Here is a 24,141-nt window from a genome sequence, read left to right as displayed (position 1 = left end):
TGAAGGATCGTAGCCATGGAACGCCAAGCCGAAAGGCTGTGACGCACATTCTAAAGGCAGTCTTAATACTTAGCGTGGTAATTATCACCATCTCTCTCAGCAATTCCATCCGAAATGTGGAAACTGCGCCTATCGCCCAGTTGACTGCTCGGAATACAACCAGTTAGACCAACCGGTCCAGAAAATGCACGCTGTTAAGTTTCACTGAACACCTTTGATACAAAAATAGACAACCATGAGCGCAGCATCCGAACAGAAAAAATCTGTCTCCACGGGTATCCGTGGCTTGGATCATATCCTAAGCGGTGGTTTTACCCCCAACCGCATGTGTCTGATCGAAGGAACTCCAGGAGCCGGAAAGACAACTCTCGCCCTCCAGTTCGTGCTGGCGGGCAGAGACCAAGGTGAAGCCGTGATGTACATCACGCTCTCTGAGACAGCAGAAGAACTCAAAGCCGGTGCCGAGTCGCATGGCATGAATCTGGATAACGTCGAAATCGTCGAGATCATTCCCCAAGAGGAAGAACTCGACCCGGATAACCAGTTCTCGATGTTCCCTTCCTGGGAAGCTCAGTTAAGCCAGACAACCCAGACGATCCTCTCCCGCGTCGATCAGTCTCGCCCCCTGCGAGTCGTCATCGACTCCCTCTCCGAACTTCGCCTGCAGTCTCAAAATGCCCTTCGCTTCCGTCGCCAGATCCTCTCCTTGAAGCAATTCTTCCTCGGTCGAAACTGCACCGTCCTCATGCTCGACGACAAGTCGTCCGACATGACCGATATCCAGATGCAAAGCATCGCCCACGGCGTCCTTCAACTCGAGCAGCTCTCTCCCGAATACGGCTCCGACAGACGTCGTCTCCACGTCACCAAGATGCGTGGCAAAAACTACAGCGGCGGGTTTCACGATTTCATCATCGAACAGGGCGGACTGGTTGTCTTTCCACGCCTGATTGCAGCCGAACACACAGAAGACGTCGAAATCCCAACGTATCTTCTCTCCAGTGGCATCAAACAACTCGACGACCTCCTCGGCGGCGGCATCGAATACGGCACCAGCGTGCTCCTCACCGGGCCGGCCGGTAGCGGCAAATCAACCCTCTCTTACCAGTACGTCAAAGCCGCCTTGGATCGCGGCGACTCCGCAGCCATTTTCACATTCGATGAACGACGCGTCAGCATCCTCCGTCGTGCCCTCTCCATGGGGACCGATATCGAAAAAGTCATCCGCACCGACAAATTGACCATCCAACAGGTCGACCCCGGAGAACTTTCGCCCGGCCAGTTCTGCGACCTGGTTCGCCACGCTGTCGATGTCGAGAAAGTCAGTGTCGTCGTCATCGACAGCCTCAACGGCTTCCTCGCCTCTATGCCAGAAGAACGCTACCTCGTTATCCAGATGCACGAACTCCTCACCTACCTCGGACATAAAGGCATCGTCAGTTTCTTGATCGTCGCCCAACACGGTCTCCTCGGTTCGTCCATGGTCACACCGATCGACACGACCTATCTGGCAGACGCCGTCGTCCTCCTGCGTTACTTTGAAACCGCAGGACAAGTCAAACGCGCGATCTCCGTCATGAAGAAACGAAGCGGAAACCATGAGAAAACGATCCGCGAATTCAGTCTCGACAACGACGGTATCCATATCGGCGAACCATTGACCTCCTTCCATGGCGTTCTCACGGGAACACCCGAGTACAACGGTGACATCAAACCGCTGATGGGTGGTTCCGATGAATAAAGCCATTCTTGACGCAACCGATAACGAGCGACGAGTTCTCATCCTCGGGCCAACGGCCAAAGACATCGCCTTCTGCAAGAAAGTCTTCCAGAACGCCGGTATCGACAGTCATGCCTGCAGCGATATTCCGGAACTCTGCGACGAATTTGAACGCGGGGCGGGCCTGCTGTTGATCACCCAGGAAGTCTTCGTCAAACGAGATTCGTCTCGCCTGACCAAGCTTCTTGCCAGTCAGCCGCCGTGGTCCGATATCCCCTTGCTGCTCCTCGTCTCCAGTCAGCTGGATGGCTCTCAAAACCCAGAACGCCTTCCTCCAATCGAACGCGTCACTTATATCCGCCTGCCCGTCGAAGTCCTCGCTCTGGTCAGTAGTGTGCAAGCTGCCCTGCGAGACCGCACACGCCAATACGCTGCTCGCAATCTCCTCAAGCAGCGAGAAGCTCAGGCCGAAGAGTTACGACAAGCCGATCGTCGCAAAGACGAATTCCTCGCAACCCTCGCGCACGAACTCCGAAACCCCCTCGCTCCTCTCCGCGCCGGAGTCGATATCCTCCTCCTGGATGACGACGGTGTGAAAGAACGTGACGACACCCTCAACATCATGGACCGTCAGCTCCAGCAGATGGTCCGCCTCATCGACGACTTGCTCGACGTTTCTAGGATCACCCGCGACAAGCTGACTTTGAACCTCCATCGTGTCGAGCTGAAAGGCATTATCCAAAACGCCATCGAGTCCACATGCCAGCTGATCGACAACTCCGGCATCTCCTTAAACGTCTCCCTGCCTCACACACCGATCTACATCCTCGCAGACCCCGCACGCCTCTCGCAGGTCTTCGCCAACCTCCTCAACAACGCCGCCAAATACACGGAATCAGGTGGCCACATCGAACTCCGGGCGCACATCGAAGCCGGCAAACTTCATGTCGATATCCAGGACACCGGCATCGGCATCCAGCCTGACATGCTCGTGAACATTTTTGATATGTTCTCTCAAGTCGATACCTCGCTCAACCGCTCACGCGGAGGCCTGGGCATCGGCTTGACCCTTGTCAAACGCCTGATCGAACTCCACGGCGGCGAAGTCAGCGCGACCAGCCAGGGAACAGGAAAAGGCAGCCAGTTCACCGTCAAACTCCCACTCGCGACCGCAGAACCCAACGAGTCCGACGATCACATCTCGACTCCCAAAGAAAACCTCCCCAGACACCGCGTCCTCGTCGTCGACGACACCCCCGCCGCACGCTTCATGCTCTCCAAACTGCTGGAAAAACTCGGCCAGGACGTCTGCGTCGCCGAAAACGCCCTGCAGGCCATCGAACTCTTCGAAACCACCAACCCCGACATCGTCATCTCCGACATCGGCATGCCCGACATCGATGGCTACGAACTCGCCCGCCGCCTCCAAAAACTCCCCGCCCGCCATTCCGCCCGCCTCATCGCCCTCACCGGCTACGGCCAAGCACAAGACGCTTCCCTCGCCCTCAACGCCGGCTTCGACCAACACCTCGTCAAACCCGTCAGCATGACCACCCTCAGAGAAACCCTCGCCCTAAAAAAATAACTCCGCTCCCCCTCCGAAGGCGAGCGGGGGGTGTCAACCCCCTGTCTTCTATAGTAGATAAAGCGACCAGTACGTCCAAGCATTGCGGGTTGCTCAAAGCTCCGCCCCACCCTTACCTGGTTATTCACTAAAGTTCAAAATCCGTTGCTAATCCTTTCCAATCAATTCCAGCAATCGTTCGCCGGATTTCCTCATCCACCGGGAATGCATACTCATTCTGAAACCAGATAATAGTCAGCTGTGAATAATCAAAATCAGAGTATTTGACAGGTGTCGTGCAATAAAATCTTCCTATGCAGGTCACTTTCGGCAACGATGCTTCCGCTCCCAAACGTTTGTAGAACAGATCATTCGGGTCTGTTTGAGGCTTGTCTGTCAATCCGCTTTCGGGACGGATCAGAAAAGGCTTTGATTGTTTGGGGCATGCTTGGGAAAGTGCTTCCATCATTCCTTCAATATCCCTTTGGTTCCACTTTACTCGAGGACTCCCCTCTAGCCACCAGAAGTGAGAGAGCTCTTGCTTAAGCTCAAACAAAGTAAGCTCGTCCCCGCAATTCAGATGAAATATTTCTTGCACAACACGCCTCTCTAATCCCAAGTAATTCAGTACGACCTTCACTATACGCAATCAAAAAACAAAAAGCCCCCGCCATGTTTCACGCCGAGGGCTTTCCTATCTCCCAGGCGAGCGGGGGGTGTAAACCCCCTGTGCCTTTCATTCGCTATTAAAACCTACTTCTCCTCAACCGCTTCCTCAACCACCGCCTGAGCACCCGCCAGTCGAGCCGCTAAACCACGGGGCTTACATCCCCAAAACGACTCCATAGTGCCAAGGAGGTAGATCGATCATCTGGCATGAACGAAAATGGCCTGCTTGTTTCCCCCAGGCGATGATCTGCTCGGGGGTGGGACGAATCTCCAGGCGAGGTCCTCGTGGCGTGTCACCGTGCCGCCAGTGAATCACCAGAATCCGCCCTCCGCTGGTGACCGCGTTAGCCGCGAGTCGAAGAAGTTCAATCGGCTTCTCACAATGAAGGATATTAAACAACAGGACGGCATCGACTGTCACACCGAACCCTTGCTCCACCACGTCGCGCACTTCGAACACAATATTCTGGCGTCCCTTCGCCCGGATTTTGGCACGCTCGACCATCGTCTCGTCGATGTCAAACGCGTAATGCGTTCCGCGAATGGTCTCTGCGACAGGAAGCGTGAACGAACCGTAGCCGCAGCCGAGTTCCGCAACATCGTGGGCGCGAGCGATCTCCAGCTTCGAGAGGATCAAGGGGATGTCAAATAACGATTCCCAGTACAACTCCTCGGGCATTCCGCTGTCACGTACCTTCACCGCCCATCCTCCAAGGCTCACTTTGCTGGTTGAAAGCCCGCTTTGATCAGCTCTTCGTAGCCGGGCTTGAGTGCACGCACCGTGTACCCTTGATTCTCAAGGACGAGGCCCGCTGATTTGGCCCGCATACCAACAACACAAAATGTGTACAGAATCTTTTCCTTATGTTCCTTGAGCGTGTTCTCCAATTTTGCCGCATCAAAACTATGCTTTTGCAAAGAGGAGACAGGCACAAAAATCGATCCTTCAAGATGTCCCTGATTCCACTCTTCCTGACTTCGCACATCAACCAGGAATGCTTTCCCGTCTGCTACATTTTTCTTGACGATCTCCAGTGAATCGTCCGTGAATTCGATGGTTCTGCGCGCAGCCTTGTTGCGAGGGTCGTCGGCAGGGTTGAGATAATTGATCGTCCACGGACCTTCACCGTGAAACTGCACAATCGTCTCACCTTTGGTCCATACAAAGTGCTGCATGCCTGCTTCCCAATGCCCATAGGTACCGACCGGCATCGCCTGTGTTTTGGTCGCGTCAAATGTGTCTCCCATTCCGATATGAAATGTACCCGCGATAACAGTGACGCGTTCCGTTTTCGGATGGGTGTGCGGCGGAATGCGGTAGCCGTCAGGGACCTTGACCCGAAAGACAAATGGACCTTCCTTTGTCGGGTCACCTTCCAGCACTGCAATCGATGCCCCAGGGGGAAGAGACGCTGGGCCTTGCTGAAACTTCATCGCGTCAGGCGAATACAATGAAGCCCCTTGCATGTCACCATGCGGAGGCTGCGAGGCTCGCGTCATGGAACATGCCAAAAGCAAAAACAGAACAGCGCTACAACGTAAGCAAGAATGCATCGACAGCCCTTTTCTTCAACGCGTTTGACGGAGAGAGTGTTAACGTCAAGAAATCCCGCCAACGACAATAGATACGACCGACTTTTTGATGATAGTTGGACAGGCTTGGGATGTAAACAAGTGAAAGATCTGGTAGCGACTACATCCCATGCACACAGCTTGGAGGAGAGCATGGGATGCACTTAGACGCATAAACGTAGAAATCACGTTTGCTCAACGCTGCGAGTAGAAACACCTTCTCATTGCGACGTCTCGATGAACGTGGTGATCAGCACGAAAAAACAAAAAGCCCCCGCCATGATTCATGACGAGGGCTTCCAAATCTCCCAGGCGAGCGGGGGGTGTAAACCCCCTGTGCCTTTCATTCGCTAATAAAACCTACTTCTTCGCAGCCGCTTCCTCAACCGCAGCCTGAGCAGCCGCCAGTCGAGCAACCGGAATACGGAACGGAGAGCAGCTGACATAATCCAGGCCGACATTGTGGCAGAAGATCACCGAGGCTGGATCGCCGCCGTGCTCGCCGCAGATACCGATCTTGAGTTTGTCGCGAGTCGAACGACCGCGCTCAACACCCATCTTGATCAGTTCACCCACGCCAGTCTGGTCGATGGTCTGGAACGGATCGTTGGGAATGATGTCGTTTTCGCGGTAGTAACCAATGAACCCGCCGTAGTCATCGCGGCTGATCCCGAGAGTCGTCTGGGTCAGGTCGTTAGTACCGAAGCTGAAGAACTCAGCGGTCTTGGCAATCTCGTCAGCACGGACGGCTGCACGAGGAACTTCGATCATCGTACCAACCATGTAGTTGATCTCGACGCCCTTCTCCTTCATGACCTGAGCAGCGACATCCTTGACGATCTTCGCCTGGTTGTCGAGTTCGGTCTTGAAGCCGACCAGCGGCACCATGATCTCTGGCAGAACGTCGATGCCTTTCTTCTTGACATCGCAAGCCGCTTCGAAGATGGCTCGTGCCTGCATCGCGGTGATTTCCGGATACACAATCCCCAGTCGGCAGCCACGGTGACCCAGCATTGGGTTGGCTTCTTTCAGCTCTTCGACGCGACGGACGATGGCATCCTTGCTCGTTCCGGTCATGTCGGCCAGCTTATGAGCCAGTTCCGGCTGCTCGTGCAGGTGGTGCTCAGACAGGAACTCGTTGAGTGGCGGATCGAGCAGACGGATCGTAACAGGACGTGGTCCCATTTCGGTGAAGAGAACCGTGAAGTCTTCGCGTTGGAATGGCAGCAGCTTGTCGACTGCCTTCTTGCGATCTTCGGTGTTCTCAGCCAGGATCATCTCTCGGATCTCATCCAGGTGAGAGAAGAACATGTGCTCGGTACGACACAGACCAACCCCTTCAGCTCCGAACGCAACAGCCTTGGCCGCATCTTCCGGTTCTGCGTTGGCACGAACCTTCAGCTTACGCTTGGCATCGGCCCATTCCATCAGTTGAGCATAACGCTGATACATCGGAGCATCAGCTGGCTTCTTGGTCTTGGTGATCAGAACTTCGATGATCTCTGAAGGAGAGGTTTCGACCTTACCTTCAAAGACTTCGCCGGTGAATCCGTCGATCGAAATCCAGTCGCCAGCCTTCAGAACCTTATCGCCAACGGTGACGGTCGCAGTGTGGTAGTCGACTTCGAGAGCCTGACAACCGACGATACAGACCTTACCCATCTGACGGCTGACCAACGCAGCGTGCGAGCTCGCACCGCCGAAGGCTGTCAGAATTCCCTTGGCGATCTTCATCCCGCGAAGGTCTTCCGGGCTCGTTTCGCGACGAACCAGGATCAGCTGGCAGTTTGGATCTTTCTCAAAGACAGCTTCGGCATCAGCAGCGTGGAAGCAGATCTGACCGGTCGCAGCACCAGGACCAGCATTGATCCCGACAGCCAGCAGCTTGCCCGCTTCCTGAGCCTTCTTCTTCGTCTTAGGATCGAAGATCGGCTGCAGCAGCTGGTTCAGGTCGTCAGCAGGAATACGCTTCTTGGTGAGAGCCATTTCCTTGGTGATGAACCCATCGTTGACCATATCAACGGCCAGACGGACAGCCGCAAAACCGGTTCGCTTGGCGTTACGGGTCTGAAGCATCCAGACCTTCCCTTTTTCGATCGTGAACTCGATGTCCTGCACGTCTTTGTAGTGCGTTTCGAGTTTGATCCCGATCTCGGTCAGCTCTTTGTGAGCAGCTGGCATGTCTTTGCCCAGAGTCTGCTCAATTCGCAGCGGAGTACGAATACCAGCGACGACGTCTTCCCCCTGAGCATTGATCAGGTAATCGCCATTGAAGCCCGGCTCGCCCATCGAACAGTCGCGGGTCAGACCGACACCAGTCGCACAGTCATCGCCGAGGTTACCGAAGACCATGGCTTGAACGTTGACAGCGGTACCCCACTCGTGAGGAATGCCGTACTGACGACGATAAACGATCGCGCGATCATTCATCCAGCTCTTGAACACGGCGCCAACCGCACCCCAGACTTGTTCCATCGGATCCTGAGGGAAGTCCTGACCAGACTTCTCGCGGACCATCTTCTTGAACTGGGCGACAACGTCTTTGAGTTGCTCAGCCGACAGTTCCGAATCGAACTTCACGCCAGCCTTATGCTTGACGTTATGCAGGATCTCTTCGAAGTAGTCTTCTTCTTCCTTCTTCTCAGGTCGAACTTCGAGCACGACGTCTGAGTACATCTGAATAAAGCGACGATAGCTGTCCCAGGCGAACTGAGCATTGCCAGACGCCTTCGCCATGATCTCGACCGTCTCATCATTCATTCCGATGTTGAGAACGGTGTCCATCATACCGGGCATCGATTCGCGGGCACCCGAGCGGCAAGACAGCAGCAGAGGATTCGTCTTGCTGCCGAATTCTTTGCCCATCGCCTTGTTGATCGCGACGATGTTCTCTTCGACTTGCTTCTTCAGCTCAGGCGGATAAGTGCGATCGTTGTCATAGAAGTAGGTACAGACTTCAGTCGTAATCGTCAGACCGGCTGGCACTGGCAGACCAATGCGGTTCATCTCAGCGAGGTTAGCCCCCTTACCGCCGAGCAGGTTTTTCATCGTTGCATCGCCGTCAGCCTTGCCGGCACCGAAGAAATATACGTATTTCGTTTCAGCCATCGTCCTTAAATCCTGCCTTGAAGTGAGAAAGAGAAAGCTGACCCGCGGTGCCCGACCTGTGCGCAGAGGTCCCGCCGCTTCAGCTGTCTGATCATTGCCATTGGGAGAGTAAATACGAAAGGGCGCTCAGGTATTCAGGATGCTGACAGTAGCAGCGCCGTATCCTTTATTCAAGCGTCGGACCGGATTACCGCTACGCTCGATTTATTCATTAACATCTGATGTAGATTTGATTTGGGTCAATCCGACAGTTCCAACGAAACAGCTCTCAGGAATTCCCGAAAAACCTCTCCAGACGCCGAGTGCAGCTTGACCTGTTTCCGCCCGACCGGTCACAATAAAGTCACCCTTCTTTTGAAACCCGTTTCCGGCGGCTGACCCAGGTTCTCTCGCCCTGGTCGCGATTCTCTTCAGAAATCACACCCATGCAGGCAAAACTTATCCCACTCAACGGCGGGACGCACATCACGATCACACGCGATCTCAGCGTCGTCGGGCGGAAAAAAGGCCTCTGCGACATCATCGTCGACCACAACAGCATCTCCAAACTCCACTGCGTCATTACCAAAACTGACGGACTCCTCTTCGTCCGAGATCTCGGCAGCACCAACGGTACCCGCGTCAACAACCAGCGCATCCTCCGAGGCGCCCTCCTCCCCGGCGACGAACTCGCCTTCGCCCGCGTCAAATACAAAGTCTTCCTCGGCCCCGGAGACCCCGACGTCTCCTCCGAAGACAAAACCGAAGTCTTCATCACCACGCCCATCACCCCCGAGCAATTCTGACCTCCTCATACCTCCCTTCTCCCCCCGGGAGAAGGTGGCCGAAGGCCGGATGAGGGCAACGCGCCAACAAGCCCTCTAAAAATTAACGGCACTCCCGAAGGCAACCCCCCCACCCCATTCCGAGTGTCCCTTCTCCCTTGAGGGGAGAAGGTGCCCGAAGGGCGGATGAGGGTGGGCGCAAGGCAACAACAGACTCCCCATGCGCAACAGTCATAAGGCACCCTCACCTCCCGGGTGGCCCAGCCGTTCATGGCTGGGTGAGCAAAGCTCACAAGAAGCGTCACCATACGCACTCATTTCGCCCTACCATTCCGAGTCGAACTCTTTCTCCACAGAAAACAGCTGCCCATCCCTCCCCCCACCTGTCCCAATCATACCGCTTCTAACGATAATCCCCACGCAAATCGTGACCTACACTTCATCATGCCGATAGCAACGAATACCGTCTCAAGTCCCCGTATCCCCGTTGTGTGATCCCATGCTCACTCGCTCTCTTCTGATCCTGATCCTGACGACCCTCAGCGTCATCTCGTCAGGCTGCGAAGAACACAAAATCACCTTCTTCGAAGTCAAACGCATCGACGAACCGCTCGACGTCAACGAGCTCGCCATCGTCGTCAACATCCTCGAAACCTTTTCCCATGACCAACTCAAACAACTCCCCCCAATCTTCGCCTCTCTCCCCGACTGGGAAGCCAACCGCACCCTCTCCGTCGCCTCCCTGACCCGCGAAGAAAACGAGCGCATCAACAGCCTCTGGGATTACGACACCCTCAAGTACCGCTTCGACCGCAATCGCCCGCTCCAGAAACTGCTCAAACATTATCACATGACCCAGAAGCAATTCTTGGGTCTGGTCCGCTGCGTCGGCATCGCCATGGCCGCCTCGCGCGTCCCACCTGATTACGACTTCAAATTCAACATCCGACGCTCCCTCGAACACATCTCGCGTCTCGACACCGACGACCGCCCCTTCGCCACCCTCACTCCCGATAAGCAATACGAAGTCGAACACCTCGCCCAGTATCTCGCCCGACGAGACCGCTGCGAACAACTGATTCAAGTCCCCGACTGCAACAAAGAACTCGTCACCAAATACCTCGACCAGCTCGCCAAAGTCATGCCCCCCAGCTACCTCGACAACCCCATCGCCCCCGTCACCGACTGGCAGGAAGAATACGGCGTCCCCTTCCAGGAAGTCACCGACCGCGTCCCCTCCGACGCCTCCCTCCACTGGCAACGCAACGAAAAACTAATCAACCACTAACTCCCAGGCGAGCAACATCCCGTCCCTTCTCCCCCCGGGAGAAGGTGGCCGAAGGCCGGATGAGGGCATCGCGCCAACAACCCCTCTAAAATTAACGGAACTCCCGAAGGAAAAACCCCACCCCATTCGGAGCGTCCTTCTCCCCCGGGGAGAAGGTGGCCGAGTCTTCGAGGTCGGATGAGGGACCTCTGCGAATTTAATTTAGCTAGAACATCGTCCCTTCTCCCTTGAGGGGAGAAGGTGCCCGAAGGGCGGATGAGGGTGAGCGCTAGGCACCGACAGACTCACACTTCGCGACCAACTTAAGGCATTCCTTCACTCTCCCTCCTTAAATCAAATCCGTCTTCTCCATCGTCTCAATACTGAACGACCCAAACCACATCACCGCCTCCTTCAACGGCACACGAAAACGACCATGCTCCGTCGTGTACCCGTGCTCCAACCCATCCGGCCCCTTCGGCGTTCGCGTATTGCCGAACGGATTCCAGAATAGAACGGTGTCCGTCTTCTCGTCGTAATCCAGCACCCCATACGAGTGGTTGTAATAAATCCCGGAAACAATCGCCTGCTTCCCCTTCGGCCCGCAACCACCCACCACCAGACGCCCTTCCGCAAACGCCGCCTTCAAGTCATCGCGCAGCGGCTGAAGATCCGCAGCACTCGACCCGTCGTCATTCTTCACATCACGATACTGCTCGCAGCCATGTCGTCGCACGAAATGCCCCGTCAAAATCTGCAGCGGCACATTCGGCGTTCCACCCACCCCAATCAAACTCAACGGCGTCGCATGCTTGCCCGACTTCGAATTCGCCAGCATCACCGTCCCGATCGCCTTCTCATACATCACTGTCCAGGCCCCGGTCCCGCGTGACGTCGCTCCAATGAGCAACTCCCCATCCGTCGGCGCATCGAGCTCCTTCGTCACCCCACTGCCATACGTCACAAGAACCTTCCCGTTCTCCAAAGGCTTCATCATCGACACCAGACGCTGGGGATCTTTGTAAGCACACGTCCCCAGACTCGCAATCAGAAAACAGTCTCCCAGGCGCCCCTGGCTGATCACATCAATATTCGGCGTCCCCTCGGTGAACAACTCCCGCTGCAGCTTCGGCAACTTCTCCATATGCGACTCAAACATCGATTCAAACTTCGGCTGCTCGACTTCCTCCGTCGACTTCGTCTGCAGGCTGACCGCAATCTTCTCCAGGTTCGCCGGTGCAAAACCCTTCACCGCCCGCGACCCACGACGCAACGAAGCCGCAGCCGCCGCAACATCCCCCTTCACCGCAGGATTATGGACCGCCAGCTCAATCTCTTTCTGATCAAGCTCACCATTCTTATCGAGGTCCCACGCCCTGAAATTCCGCTTCACCAAATCAAAAAACGGCGTCGACAGCGTCGCAACCGACTTCAGCTTAGCTTCGACCGGCCCCTTCGTCTGAGCAACCGCGACCGAGAACCCGCTGACCCACACCACAACCGCAACAAGCAAAGCAGACGAAACACGAACAACGTCAGACATAGAAATCCCTGTTCGAGCAAATATCCCTCATGGGAACGCATAGCGCAACGCACCCACCCCCAACATACCGCCGCTACTTCTATTTTGTGTAGCACGAAGAACCCACTTCGCGCAAACAATCAGCATCTCCGCGCAACACATCAATCCACCCTACATAGCTCCCTTCTCCCCCCGGGAGAAGGTGGCCGAAGGCCGGATGAGGGCATCGCGCCAACAACCCCTCTAAAAATTAACGGAACTCCCGAAGGCAAACCCCCACCCCATTCCGAGTGCCCTTCTCCCCCGGGGAGAAGGTGGCGGCGCTTCGCCGACGGATGAGGGTGAGCGCTAGGCAACAACAGACCCCCCTGCGCAACAGTCATAAGGTACCCTCCCCCTCCCGGGTGGCCCAGCCGTTCATGGCTGGGTGAGCAAAGCTCACAAGAAGCATCACCATACGCCCCCAATTTCATCTCACCCTTCCATCTTTGAATTGGGTCTATCCCGAGAGTCACCTCCGCCACCTGCATTTACTATCAACCCCCATTGCGCATTCAAAGCTGCTGTGAATAGATTTTGTCGACAATCTTAATCAACTCAGTGGCGAACTTTTTTATCTCGAATACATCCACTTCGCTTTCACATCCAGCGTAAACTCGACGACCTTCATTTCCGAATCCGATGTTCAACATGATTTGCAAAGAGACAGACACGTCGTCGGGATCTCTTAAAGATAATTGAAACCCGATATTCATCGGGACGTAAGTAAATCGATTCTCGCAAGTTTCACTCGATTGCTCGATGACAAAATCTGACAACCGCTTTAAGTCCTTGAAAGAAACATAGAACGGAACACTCGTAATGCCGGGCTGATTGAGCTGAGGATCGAATACGATCGAAGTAACACAGTCAAGATAGAATTCTTCGGGGTCTTTCAGGAGAGTCGTCAGTGAAAACTCCACTGTAAATCCATGGCACACCAAGACTGCCTTTTGTGATTCGTCCATACGACGTTGCTACCTGATGACTCGATTCAAGTGATGCTACTTTATCAGTGAATTCTAGCACTTCTGCTCGTTCCACCAGTATCTTCAATCGCAAAAGACAGGGGACTTCCACCCCACAGCTCCGGGTGCCACTGGCTCCGCCAGTGTCTTCCTCTTTCCAAAAAAACAGCGTGCACCACCCCCAATGCACGCTGCGGGTTCTTCCCAAACTTACTTCTGCACCAGCAACCGATGCTGCTCATTGGCAGGCACCTGCTCATAGTGACTCATCTCCAGCGCAAACGACCCCCGCCCACCCGTCAAGCTCGACAGGATGCGAGAATACGTCATCACACTCGACAACGGCACCTTCGCGGTAACCAACTGAAATCCCCCCGGCTGAGGCTGCATCCCCTCCACCCGCCCTCGTCGCGAGTTCAGATCACCGCTGACCTCGCCCAGATACTCATCGGGCACATAGATCTCAATCTTCACAATCGGCTCCAGCAACATCGGACTCGCCGACGTCGCCAGTTCCTTGAAACAGTTCCGAGCCGCCGTGCGGAACGCCGCTTCGTTACTGTCAACCGGATGATCCTTCCCGAAGAAGACCTCCACACAGAGATCCTGCATCGGGAAACCCGCAATCACTCCCTCCTGCATCTTCTCCGAAATCCCCTTCTCTATGGCAGGCAGATACTGATTGGGAATCGACCCTCCCGAAATGCGATCAACGAAGGCAAAGTTCCGATCCGCGTCATAGGTATAACGTCGCAGATGCGGAAACCGGTCGAGATTAAAATACTCACTCGGCCGAATGTTCTTCGGCATCGGCGATACCTTCAGATGCACCTCCGCAAATTGCCCCGACCCGCCGCTCTGCTTCTTGTGACGATAGCTCCCCTCGATGGTGCTCATGATCGATTCGCGATAAGGAATCTTCGGCACATGCGTGATGATATTCACCTTCTCGCGCTGCGTTAAGCGCTCCTCGATCAGACTGAGGTGATACTCGCTCAACCCCCGCATGACGATCTCCTGCGTCTGGTCATCTCTCATGACGACAAACGTCGGATCCTCCTGCTCGATCTTGTGCAGCATCGTCGAAATCTTCTGCTGATCCGCCCTGCTCTTCGGCTCAACAGCCAGCCCGATCATCGGATTCGGATACTTCATCTCCGGCAGCCTCGACGAATTCGGCTGGTCCGTAATCGTATCCCCGATCTGCAGATCCTCGACCTTCACCAGCGCCACAATCTCCCCTGCACACGCCGTCGAAATCGGCTGATACGTATTCCCCTGCACATCGACAATCTGGTTCGCCTTGAAGAACCGATCCGTCCTCGGGTTATACAGCAACGAGTCCTTCGACAGCTTGCCCGAGAAAATCCGCACATAACTCAACCGCGAAATGAACGGATCGATCCGCGTCTTGAACACCTGCGCGACTAGCGGCTGGTTCTCCGTCAACAGCAGCGTCAAATCTTCCCCACGAGGCCCGACCGCATGGCGCTCCAGCAGCCCCGCATCCGGCGCATACTTGCAGACCGACATCAGAAACTCATCGATCCCCAGATCATTCTTCGTCGAGACACAGTAAATCGGGACAATCGCCCCGCTCGTCACCGCCTGCAGGATTGCCTGATCAATCTCTTCAATCGAGATCGCCTCATCGTTGAGATAACGCTCCATCAACTCCTCATCCGACTCAAACGCCAGATCCAGAATCTGCGTCCGAATCGCATCAATCTCAAACCCCTCTATCGACCGACCGTCAGGCGTCGGCTCGAGCACATCCACCAGCGACGTGAACCCGCTCCCCGTCGTATTCGGTAGCAGAAACGGCAGACACATCGCCCCCAACTGCTCCTGGACCTGCGAAATCAGCCGCGGCAGATCGATATGCTCCGCTTCGCATTTATTAATCAAAATAAACCGGGCCAGCTTCATCTCCCCGGCCAGCTTCCACACCCGTCGCGTATTGACTTCGATCCCTTTATGAGCATCCAAAACAATGACCGCATTCTCCACAGCCGACAGCGGTCCAATCACTTGACCAAGAAAATCCGGGTAGCCAGGGGTATCCAGGAGGTTGAAGCGAAGGCCCTGGAAATCAAAGTGAGCCGTATGCGAGGAAAGCGTGAAGTGATGTCGTTTCTCTTCGTCATCATTGTCGAGCAAACTTGTCCCGTCGTCGACCGACCCGACCTTTTTGGTAATACCAGCCTTGAAAAGAAGTAAGTCCCCCAGAGTCGTCTTGCCCACATGGCCGTGACCAACCAGAGCAAGATTACGCGTCTTCTGACCACTGCTCGAATTGTTGAGGTTCAAAACATCTGCCGCAGCTCCCAGGCCCACGGCCGCGCTCGATACACCGCTCGTTTGCATAACAAGGTCCTCCTTCGGAAAAGAAAAAAGAAACCGCCCGACAGCCTGTCGAACGCCAGATGTGCATTTTGAACCCTTCTCCCCCGGGGAGACTCCATTCTGTCCCTTCTCCCCCGGGGAGAAGGTGGCCGAGTCTTCGAGGTCGGATGAGGGACTTCTGCGAATTTCCCAAAGCAAACACGAACTATGTGAGCTGTGAACACCACCCTGAAAAAACAACCCGCGCCTCCCCGGCTCACCATCACCAGTCCCAACACCATCAACGATAAAAGCAGCTCACTCATGCCACCGCCTTATCAAACGCATGTCGCCTTCAGTATCACTCCCGCAATTCCCCATTTCAAGATCATTATCAACGATTCTTGATGCGTAACCCCGATTCGATTCCCCCGACAAGCCAATGACACACAAATCCTGTTTTTCAGACTGCCCGTCTTAAAACTCCCTCCTCAATATCGTGCAACCTCATCCCTCACCCCACCAACACCTTCCGCATTCTCCCCCCTCACCAACATCGCAAACACGCTGTCTACAAACCCCCATCGGCGCAACACTTCCCGGTAGAGTAGAGGACCATGTGTCGTGCACACCCAGCGATCAATAGCTCCCTTCTCCCCCCGGGAGAAGGTGGCCGAAGGCCGGATGAGGGAATCGCGCCAACAAGCCATCTATAAAGGAAAAAGACAACCGAGGGCACCCTCCCACTCCATTCCGAGTGCCCTTCTCCGTCAGCGGCCCCATCTTCCGTCCCTTCTCCCTTGAGGGGAGAAGGTGTCAGCGCTTCGCTGACGGATGAGGGTGAGCGATAGGCACTAACAGACATTCAACAACACAACCAACCACAGGCAATATTCAGGCCAAGCCCTAAGCCCCAACCCCCAAGCCCTATAACCCCAGTTCGGAACCAACGTCCCATGCCCACGACTCTCCCCTATCGCCGACCGAGCGAACCTCTCCGGGTGGCACTGCTGGCTTGCCCAGCAGCGTCTTCTCTCCGAGCGTTCCAAACGTCAGCAGGATCACAGGGCATGGTCCGCTACCATCTCAACCCTCAGCATCATCGGACCGACGAGGCAGCCCCTCGTCGTGAACACTGTTCTTCAGCGGTGGACCATAAAAAAGTCAGCCAGTGCCAAGGACGTCTCCCAGGAGCACAGACATTCCTGTCTGTGTCTTCTGTTTCAGATGCCCGCTCCGATGTGACCACCAACCATGCAAGCAGTCGAAACCCAAACCGTTCCGAACTGGATTTTTTTCAAAACGTTCTTCCCCCGACGAATCCAGCCGACTTGATTGTCTGGCGGGGTTCGCCGAGGTAAACTTGGATTTTGCAAAGGACTGCCCGACTTATGGCGACTGAGACTTCGATCGATGCAGAAACGGACGCCGATTTCGGGCGGATTCGTCAGCTCGATCACAGCCTGATCAACAAGATCGCTGCCGGCGAGGTCATCGAACGGCCAGCGAGTGTCGTCAAAGAACTGCTCGAAAACAGCCTCGATGCCCTCTCGACTCGCATCGACCTCGACCTCGAGTACGCCGGCGCCACCCTGATCCGCATCGTCGATGACGGCGAAGGCATTCACCCCGACGATCTGCTCCTGGCCGTCTCCAGCCATGCCACCAGCAAGATCCGCCACTCAGACGACCTCTTCCGTGTCCAGACCATGGGCTTCCGCGGCGAAGCACTCGCCTCGATCGCCGAAGTCTCCGATCTGAAAATCCGCACCAAGCGGGCCGACCAGCCGAACGGCCGTCAACTGCATGTCGTCGCAGGAAAGTACGAATCCCCGCAAGTCTGCGGCTGTCCCAACGGCACCCAGATCGAAGTCCGAGAGCTGTTTCTAAACACCCCCGTACGTCGCAAATTCCTGAAGTCCTCCGGGACCGAGCTATCTCACATCACCGAAGTCTTCGCCCGGATCGCACTGGCCAATCCACGTCTGGCCATGACTCTGCGTCACAATGGCAAACTCCTGCACGAACTCCCCGCAACCGATTCCTTCCTGGAGCGCCTCGTCACCTTCTTCGGAAAGGAACTGGCGAGCCAGTTGATCCCCGTCGAGTCCGAACACAACGGCCTGCGCATGTGGGGATTCGTCGGAAACCCGGACGTCAGCAAATCAGCCCGCAAACACCAGTACTTCTTCCTCAATGGACGCTGGATTCAAGACCGCTCCTTGCAGCACGCCCTGACCGAGTCATACCGCGGCCTGCTTATGGTCGGACGACAGCCGATTGCGTACTTGATGCTGGAACTCCCGCCCGATGAAGTGGATGTCAACGTCCACCCGCAAAAATCAGAAGTCCGCTTCGTCGACTCACAAAGGCTGTACCGCCAACTGCTCGGCATGATTCGTCAAAAATTCCTGACGATGAACCTGCAGGCCAAATACCAGTTTTCCAATCAACCCTCGACCCCGTCGCCCGCGATTCCCAACTCTCCCGAGACAGAGTCTGATCTGTTTTCGTCATCCCGTCCCCAGCAGCTGCGGGATGAATTCGCAGGATGGGCGCAGTCACAACTGGAAGGCCCGGGAAGTTCCCAGCAAACCGACCTCGGCCCAGTCCCCTCCCAACAAGGCTGGCGACCACCGTCCCTCGACACCCCCAGCTACGGACGTTACACCGAATTCAAACCCTTCCCCGATAACTCCCTCTCGACGATCACGGACATTCCTGTCCGCGATCAGGATCCGGGTGCCACTGCTGGCTTGCCCAGCAGTGTTCCGCCAGGTGCCACTGGCTCTGCCAGTGCTCTCCCTCTCCGCACCAGTGCCCTTCAGGTCGATAACTGCTACCTCGTCGTCCCGACGGGAGACGGCCTGACCGTCATCGATCAACACGCTCTCCACGAACGAATTCTCTACGAGCGCCTCCGCGAACGGGTCCTCGCCGGCAAAATCGAGACGCAGCGACTCCTCGTCCCGACCACCGTCGTCTTCAGCCCGCAGGAGCATCAACTCCTGCTCGACCACGCTGACATGCTCAGCGAACTCGGCTTCCACATCGAAGATTTTGGCGGCCACATGGTCGCGATGATGAGCTATCCGGTGATGCTGCGTCGCAAAGACCTGGAGGCCCTGCTCAAGGACATCGTCGAGACCCTGCGAGATTCCAACCGAAAAATCCAGCGGCGAGAACTCATCGATCACATGCTCCACTCCATGGCCTGCAAAGCCGCCGTCAAATCCGGCGACCGCCTCACCGAAGACGAAATCCAGTCCCTCCTGGCCCAACGCCACCTCATCGACGACGCCCACCACTGCCCCCACGGCCGGCCAACCATGCTGCGCCTGACCAAAGCAGATCTGGATAAGCAGTTTGGTCGGCTGGGGTAAAGACCAGAGACAAACGCAAAGCCGCGAAGACGCAAAAGGAGTCTGTAGGTCGGCTACTGCCACCGCCTTCGTGCCTCTTCTTTGCGACTTCGCGGCTTTGCGTTGAATCTGGATCCCCGTTTTCTCCCCCGAACGGTCGAAAACCGGCGGGTGTCTGTTATGCTAGTAGGTCAATTATCTAAGCCCCAAGCCCTATTCCCTAAGCCCCATCCATGATTTGTGTCAGTATTGGCCGGACGCGCCACCAGATGATGATTGCCGAACACCAGGCGCTCGCCGATGCGGGGGCTCGGCTGGTGGAGTATCGTATCGACTGGTTGAAGACGCCGCCGAATATCTCGCGGTTGCTCGAGAAGCGTCCGACGCCGATTGTGATGACGTGTCGTCGTCGTGAGGATCATGGTCGCTGGAACGGGACCGAGGAACAGCGTCAGACGTTGATTCGCTCTGCGATCGTGGCGGGCGTCGAGTTCATTGATATCGAGATGGATATCGCCAAAGCAGTTCCCCGGTACGGCAAGACACGCCGGATCATCAGCTACCACAACTTCGATGAAACCCCGGCGGATCTCGAAAAGATCTACGAGGAAATGCTCAAGCTCGACGGGGACATCGTCAAGATCGTGACGATGGCAAACTCCGCAGCTGACGGCGTCCGCATGATGAAGCTGCTGCAGTCCGCCCCCAAGCCGACGGTGGCGTTCTGCATGGGTGAGTTCGGGCTGTTCACGCGGGTGATCTGTGGACGATTCGGCAGCCCCTATTCGTATGCGAGTTTCAGCAGTGAGCGTGAACTGGCTCCAGGGCAGGTGTCGTTCAAGGATATGGTCGAAGTTTACCACTACGACGACATCAAAAAAGACACGAAGATGTTCGGCGTGATTGGTGACCCGATCAGTCACAGCCTCTCGCCATTGCTGCATAATACGACCTTTCATCAGGAAGGTTTCAAAGGGATCTACGTCCCACTGCGGATTCAGCAGGATCAACTCGCGACCTGTATCACGGGTCTGAAAGAGATCGGGTTTGAAGGCTTCTCGGTGACGATTCCTCACAAGGAGAACGTCATCAGTCAGGCACATCATGCCGACGAGCGGGTCAAGGAGTCAGGAGCAGCCAATACCCTGTTCAAGGCAACGAGTGGTGCCTGGGTCGCTGCCAATACCGATCTCGAAGCCGCCATGCAGACGATTCGAGCCGGGATGAAGACCCCTGCGGGCGAAGAGATTTCACTCGAAGGAAAACGGATTCTGATCCTCGGTGCAGGGGGCGTTGCTCGTGCCATTGCGCTGGGACTGATGCAGGCTGGCGCCGTGGTGACGTTGACGAACCGGACTCGCAAACGTGGCGAAGAACTGGCTGCTCAACTTAAATGTGCCCACATCACTTGGGAAAACCGCGGGGCAGAGTTCTACGACGTCCTCGTCAACTGCACGCCGATTGGGATGCACCCGAATGTCGATGCCTCGCCGATGAAAGACAACTGGCTGCGGGAAGGGGCACTTGTCTTCGACACCATCTATACACCAGAGAACACGTTACTGATCAAGCAGGCTCGTGAGCGGGAATGCCGCGTCGCGAGCGGGTTGGAGATGTTCGTGCGACAGGCAGCCGCCCAGTACGAATGTTTCACACAGACCGTTGCACCGCTGGAGAAGATGAGGAAGACACTGCGGCAGGCGATCTCACCGGTGAAGCTGGAGAACTGATGGACTGACCGCATTGTGTTGTTGTCGCTCTAACAAATTCGCAGAGATCCCTCATCCGTCGGCGAAGCGCCGCCACCTTCTCCCCGGGGGAGAAGGGACGATCCTGAAACTCACTTCCTATGCTTATTACCCTTATTGGTTATCGTGGGACTGGCAAGACATCCGTCGCGCAGGCGCTTGCGGAACGTCTCGGGTGGGCGTGGGTGGATGCGGATGTGCTGCTGGTTGAGCGGGCCGGGAAGAGTATTGCAGACATCTTCGCGACGCAGGGGGAAGCAGCATTCCGAGATCTCGAATCAAGTCTGCTGCGCGAACTGATCAGCCGCAAGAACATGGTCCTCGCGACCGGGGGCGGGATTGTGATTCGATCGGAGAATCGAGACCTGCTGAAGACGTTGAATCCGGTCGTCTGGCTGACGGCAACTCCTGAGACCATTCAAGCGCGTCTGGAAGCAGACGTCAAGACCGCAGCGAACCGCCCTGCCCTGACGAGCCTGCCAGCCGCAGAAGAAATTCGAGCCTTGCTGGAGTTGCGCGGTCCGTGGTATACGGAAGTCGCGACCCTCAAGGTCTCCACGGATGACAAATCGACCGACGCGATCACTCACGAAATTCTGACTGCTCTCCAACTCGACCGAGGCACGGCATGACGCTCGAAGCCAAGTATGTCATCACAGGCATCATCTTTGTCCTTGGCGTCTTCGTCGGGCGGTTTTTGAATCGCTGCATTATCCGTATTCCTGAGACGGTCGGGCTGACGAAAGAACTGAAGCAGATCTTCGTCAAGTCGCCCCGACAAGGCTATTACCCGCCGACACGCTGGTATCACCGGCTGCCGGTCGTCGGGACGATGTGCCTGCTGGGGCGCTCTCCCTATTCGGGACGTCGTGTCCTCAAGCGAGAGCCCTTCATTGAACTCCTCAACGGAGTGTTGCTGGCATGGCTGTTCTGGCTGGAAGTCCCGGTTGGGCTGGACCCGAAGGCGTCCTCCTTAAGCTGGATTCTCGGGCCGGAGTGGATTACGGGAGTGTTCCAGCCAGATGGGGCGTTTCTGGTCCTGCGTTATCTGTATCATGTCGTCCTCGTCGAGGCGCTGGTGGTCGGGACGTTCATCGACTTCGATCATTACCTGCTCCCCGATGCAACCACACTGCCCGCGATGCTCGTGGGACTCATCGGTGCAACGATTGCAGGATCGTTCTGGCTGGTCCCGATTTGGTTTCAGAATAGTCAGCTACTGGATCTGCTGGTGCTGTTCTTTCCCGAAGAACTTGTGCAGTCGCTCAAAGGACCGCCGTTTCCCCCCTGGATCACGCTGCACCCGCATCTGCATGGCTTTCTGAATAGCCTGGTCGGGCTGATCGTCGGGTCGGGGATGATCTGGGTGATTCGCTTCATTGGGTTTGTGACGCTCAAGAAGGAAGCCATGGGCTTCGGCGACGTCATCCTGATGGCGATGGTCGGGACCTTCATGGGGTGGCAAAACTGTGTGGTCATCTTTTTCCTGGCACCGCTGTTTGCTCTCGTCTCCGTTATCCTGACATTTGCCTTCTTTCGACGGGCGATCCCTTACGGGCCGTATCTGTCACTCGCGACGCTGGCGGTCCTCTACGGCTGGCCGATGATGCAGGAGTCAGTGTTTCACTTTTTCGCCCATGGGCTGTTGATCCCGATCCTGGGGCTCTTCATGGCTGCGTTGATGTTTGCTTTGCTCTACATGATGCAACTGCTCAAGCGTCTGGCGGGAATCGATGATACCTGGGAATTCGACGCCCAGGCGGTATGGACGTCCGGGGATCATCTGGCTCATTATGCCGGCGAAAATAACGACCTTCAGCAAGGACAGTGGAGGAAGGCACAGCACCCGCTCACAACGGCAGGGCGCGGTCAACAGTTTCAGCAGACCTGGCGCGGGAGATGAGAGTCGCTTCGTGTGCCACGGCCGTGTCGGCCGCGGGTTTTGGGTTCGACGCGAAACGAGAACTCGCACGGCTGACACAGCCGTGGCACACCCCACCAAAGCCGAACACTTGCGAATTACGGCGTGTCACCCTAACGTGTCTGTTTCTTCCCGAGCGACTGAGAGATCGAAGAACTGACTGAATGCCTGTCGTTTTTCAAGAGATTGTTAGCGAACAGTTGCCTAGCGCCCACCCTCATCCGGCCTTCGGCCACCTTCTCCCCTCAAGGGAGAAGGGACATACTATGTAGCGCCTATTATGATCACGATCATCGATTACGACATGGGCAACCTTCGCAGTGTCCAGAAGGGCTTCGAGAAAGTCGGAGCGATGGCGTCCTTTGCGCGTCATCCCGAAGAGATTGTCGCAGCAGAGAAGCTGATTCTGCCGGGAGTCGGAGCGTTTCGGGATGCGATCGCGGCTCTCAAGGAGCGCCAGTTGATTCAGCCGATTCTGGAGTATGTCAAAACCGGCAAGCCGCTGATGGGGATCTGCCTGGGACAGCAGCTGCTGTTTGACCGAAGTTACGAAGACGGCGACTATGAAGGGCTCGGCTTGATCCCGGGAGAAGTCGTCAAGTTTGAGCCGGCGGACAAGTCGCTCAAGGTGCCGCACATGGGATGGAACTCGTTGACGTTCCGTAAAGAATCACCGATCACGCGCGGGCTGCCTGAAGGGGCATTCGTTTATTTTGTGCACAGTTATTATGTGAAGCCGAAGGATGCGGGTGTCACAGTGGCGACGGCGAGTTATGATGTCGACTTCGCGGCGATCGTCCAGAAGGACAACGTGATGGCTACTCAGTTTCACCCTGAGAAAAGCCAGAACATCGGTTTGAAGATTCTGCAGAACTTTGCAGAGCTATAAGTTAATTGAATACAGGAGAAATGGTTGGAACGCAGAGGGAACAGAGTGTTGCAGAGGTCGCAGAGAAGAAATTCACGATCGTATTGCAAGTTGCCAGAACGAGTGACCTGTTTCTGAAACTGAATCTTGAACTCCTGAAACTCATCAGTAGCCCATGATTGGGATTGAATCTTTCCTCAGCGACCTCTGCTCAACTCTGTTATCTCTGCGTTCCAACCCCTTTCCGTCCACTCTTCATCGTCACCGAAAACGATAGAAACATTCTGATGACCAACTCGAACATGATTGAGTACTTTTATTCGGATGACGATAACGAAGAATCGTCTGATTCCAGCTCGGGGACGCTTCAGGATGTTCTGGCGACCTGGGAGCGGATTTGGAAGGCGTCTTCGGGGTTCTTTGGATTCATGAGTCCAGGCCGAGTTCCGGTGCAGGTCTCCTGGGAAGAGTCGAACGAAGCGGAGCTCGATATCCCGATTCCTGAACGTCAGGGTTCGATGAACAAGACGATTCTGCTGAGCGAGTTTCCAGAGATCATCGATCAGGTGATGAAGGGAGCTGATCCCTTTGAGCTGGAAGGGCTGGAGTTCGAAGCCTGGGACGACGAATCAGAGGAAGATGACGACGACGAGGACGAGGACGATGAAGATGAAGATGAATGGGACGACGAAGATGAGTTTGAAGACGACGAGTAAGACCATCC

Annotated in this window: 17 protein-coding genes; 10 read left to right on the top strand and 7 right to left on the bottom strand. The window is 55.7% G+C overall.

The features are described from left to right. Window positions 1-235 precede the first annotated feature (235 nt). The gene (locus SH248x_RS09050; RefSeq protein WP_459558208.1) at window positions 236-1,741 is read left to right on the top strand and encodes a P-loop NTPase family protein; all 1,506 of its coding nucleotides are present in this window, start codon (window positions 236-238) and stop codon (window positions 1,739-1,741) included. Continuing rightward, window positions 1,734-3,305, top strand: coding sequence for an ATP-binding response regulator (locus SH248x_RS09045; RefSeq protein ID WP_459558207.1), 1,572 nt, complete (start codon window positions 1,734-1,736; stop codon window positions 3,303-3,305). Before SH248x_RS09050 ends, SH248x_RS09045 begins: the two co-directional genes overlap by 8 nt. A 127-nt stretch (window positions 3,306-3,432) precedes the next feature. Here the strand turns inward: SH248x_RS09045 and SH248x_RS09040 are convergent, their stop codons facing one another. From SH248x_RS09040 to ppdK, 4 genes are all read right to left on the bottom strand, one after another. Beyond that, window positions 3,433-3,753: a hypothetical protein gene (locus SH248x_RS09040; RefSeq protein ID WP_459558206.1), complete on the bottom strand. Its 321-nt coding sequence runs from the start codon at window positions 3,751-3,753 to the stop codon at window positions 3,433-3,435. A 354-nt stretch (window positions 3,754-4,107) separates the two neighbouring features. Next, entirely contained in the window at window positions 4,108-4,653 is a 546-nt protein-coding gene (locus SH248x_RS09035; protein ID WP_459558205.1) for a class I SAM-dependent methyltransferase, read from the bottom strand. A gap of 17 nt (window positions 4,654-4,670) precedes the next feature. After that, entirely contained in the window at window positions 4,671-5,453 is a 783-nt protein-coding gene (locus tag SH248x_RS09030) for a rhodanese-like domain-containing protein (RefSeq protein ID WP_459558204.1), read from the bottom strand. Between the two features lie 432 nt (window positions 5,454-5,885). Continuing rightward, window positions 5,886-8,633, bottom strand: a complete 2,748-nt coding sequence (gene ppdK / locus SH248x_RS09025; RefSeq protein WP_459558203.1) for a pyruvate, phosphate dikinase — start codon at window positions 8,631-8,633, stop codon at window positions 5,886-5,888. Between the two features lie 425 nt (window positions 8,634-9,058). On the opposite strand from ppdK, the gene SH248x_RS09020 reads away from it, so the two are divergent. After that, window positions 9,059-9,418, top strand: coding sequence for an FHA domain-containing protein (locus tag SH248x_RS09020; protein ID WP_459558202.1), 360 nt, complete (start codon window positions 9,059-9,061; stop codon window positions 9,416-9,418). 478 nt (window positions 9,419-9,896) lie between these two features. Beyond that, window positions 9,897-10,685, top strand: coding sequence for a hypothetical protein (locus tag SH248x_RS09015; protein ID WP_459558201.1), 789 nt, complete (start codon window positions 9,897-9,899; stop codon window positions 10,683-10,685). A 328-nt stretch (window positions 10,686-11,013) separates the two neighbouring features. On the opposite strand, the gene SH248x_RS09010 is transcribed toward SH248x_RS09015, so the two are convergent. The 3 genes from SH248x_RS09010 to SH248x_RS09000 all read right to left on the bottom strand — a co-directional run bounded on the left by SH248x_RS09010 (window position 11,014) and on the right by SH248x_RS09000 (window position 15,560). After that, a complete protein-coding gene (locus SH248x_RS09010; protein WP_459558200.1) occupies window positions 11,014-12,207 on the bottom strand; it encodes a calpain family cysteine peptidase in 1,194 nt (397 codons plus the stop codon). 533 nt (window positions 12,208-12,740) lie between these two features. Then, window positions 12,741-13,193 carry a hypothetical protein gene (locus SH248x_RS09005; RefSeq protein ID WP_459558199.1) on the bottom strand — a complete coding sequence of 151 codons (453 nt, stop codon included), beginning with the start codon at window positions 13,191-13,193 and terminating at the stop codon, window positions 12,741-12,743. 210 nt (window positions 13,194-13,403) lie between these two features. Further along, the gene (locus tag SH248x_RS09000) at window positions 13,404-15,560 is read right to left on the bottom strand and encodes an elongation factor G (RefSeq protein ID WP_459558198.1); all 2,157 of its coding nucleotides are present in this window, start codon (window positions 15,558-15,560) and stop codon (window positions 13,404-13,406) included. A gap of 1,349 nt (window positions 15,561-16,909) precedes the next feature. Here SH248x_RS09000 and mutL point away from each other — a divergent pair. The 6 genes from mutL to SH248x_RS08970 all read left to right on the top strand — a co-directional run bounded on the left by mutL (window position 16,910) and on the right by SH248x_RS08970 (window position 24,133). Continuing rightward, on the top strand, window positions 16,910-18,901 hold the full coding sequence (gene mutL, locus SH248x_RS08995) for a DNA mismatch repair endonuclease MutL (RefSeq protein WP_459558197.1): 1,992 nt from the start codon (window positions 16,910-16,912) through the stop codon (window positions 18,899-18,901). Window positions 18,902-19,113: 212 nt separating this feature from the next. Next, window positions 19,114-20,610 (top strand): shikimate dehydrogenase, encoded by a 1,497-nt coding sequence (aroE, locus tag SH248x_RS08990; protein WP_459558196.1) that lies wholly within the window; start codon window positions 19,114-19,116, stop codon window positions 20,608-20,610. A gap of 119 nt (window positions 20,611-20,729) precedes the next feature. After that, on the top strand, window positions 20,730-21,260 hold the full coding sequence (locus tag SH248x_RS08985; protein ID WP_459558195.1) for a shikimate kinase: 531 nt from the start codon (window positions 20,730-20,732) through the stop codon (window positions 21,258-21,260). Next, window positions 21,257-22,531: a prepilin peptidase gene (locus SH248x_RS08980; RefSeq protein ID WP_459558194.1), complete on the top strand. Its 1,275-nt coding sequence runs from the start codon at window positions 21,257-21,259 to the stop codon at window positions 22,529-22,531. The genes SH248x_RS08985 and SH248x_RS08980 overlap by 4 nt, the downstream gene beginning before the upstream one ends. Before the next feature lie 298 nt (window positions 22,532-22,829). Next, the gene (gene hisH / locus SH248x_RS08975) at window positions 22,830-23,438 is read left to right on the top strand and encodes an imidazole glycerol phosphate synthase subunit HisH (protein ID WP_459558193.1); all 609 of its coding nucleotides are present in this window, start codon (window positions 22,830-22,832) and stop codon (window positions 23,436-23,438) included. 266 nt (window positions 23,439-23,704) lie between these two features. Further along, window positions 23,705-24,133, top strand: coding sequence for a hypothetical protein (locus tag SH248x_RS08970; protein ID WP_459558192.1), 429 nt, complete (start codon window positions 23,705-23,707; stop codon window positions 24,131-24,133). The last annotated feature ends 8 nt before the right edge of the window (window positions 24,134-24,141 follow it).

The organism is Lacunimicrobium album (assembly GCF_052161635.1).
Taxonomy (GTDB): domain Bacteria; phylum Planctomycetota; class Planctomycetia; order Planctomycetales; family Planctomycetaceae; genus SXPC01.
The sequence above is the reverse complement of the archived record's forward strand: the minus strand, read 5'-3'. Positions and strand labels throughout refer to the sequence as shown.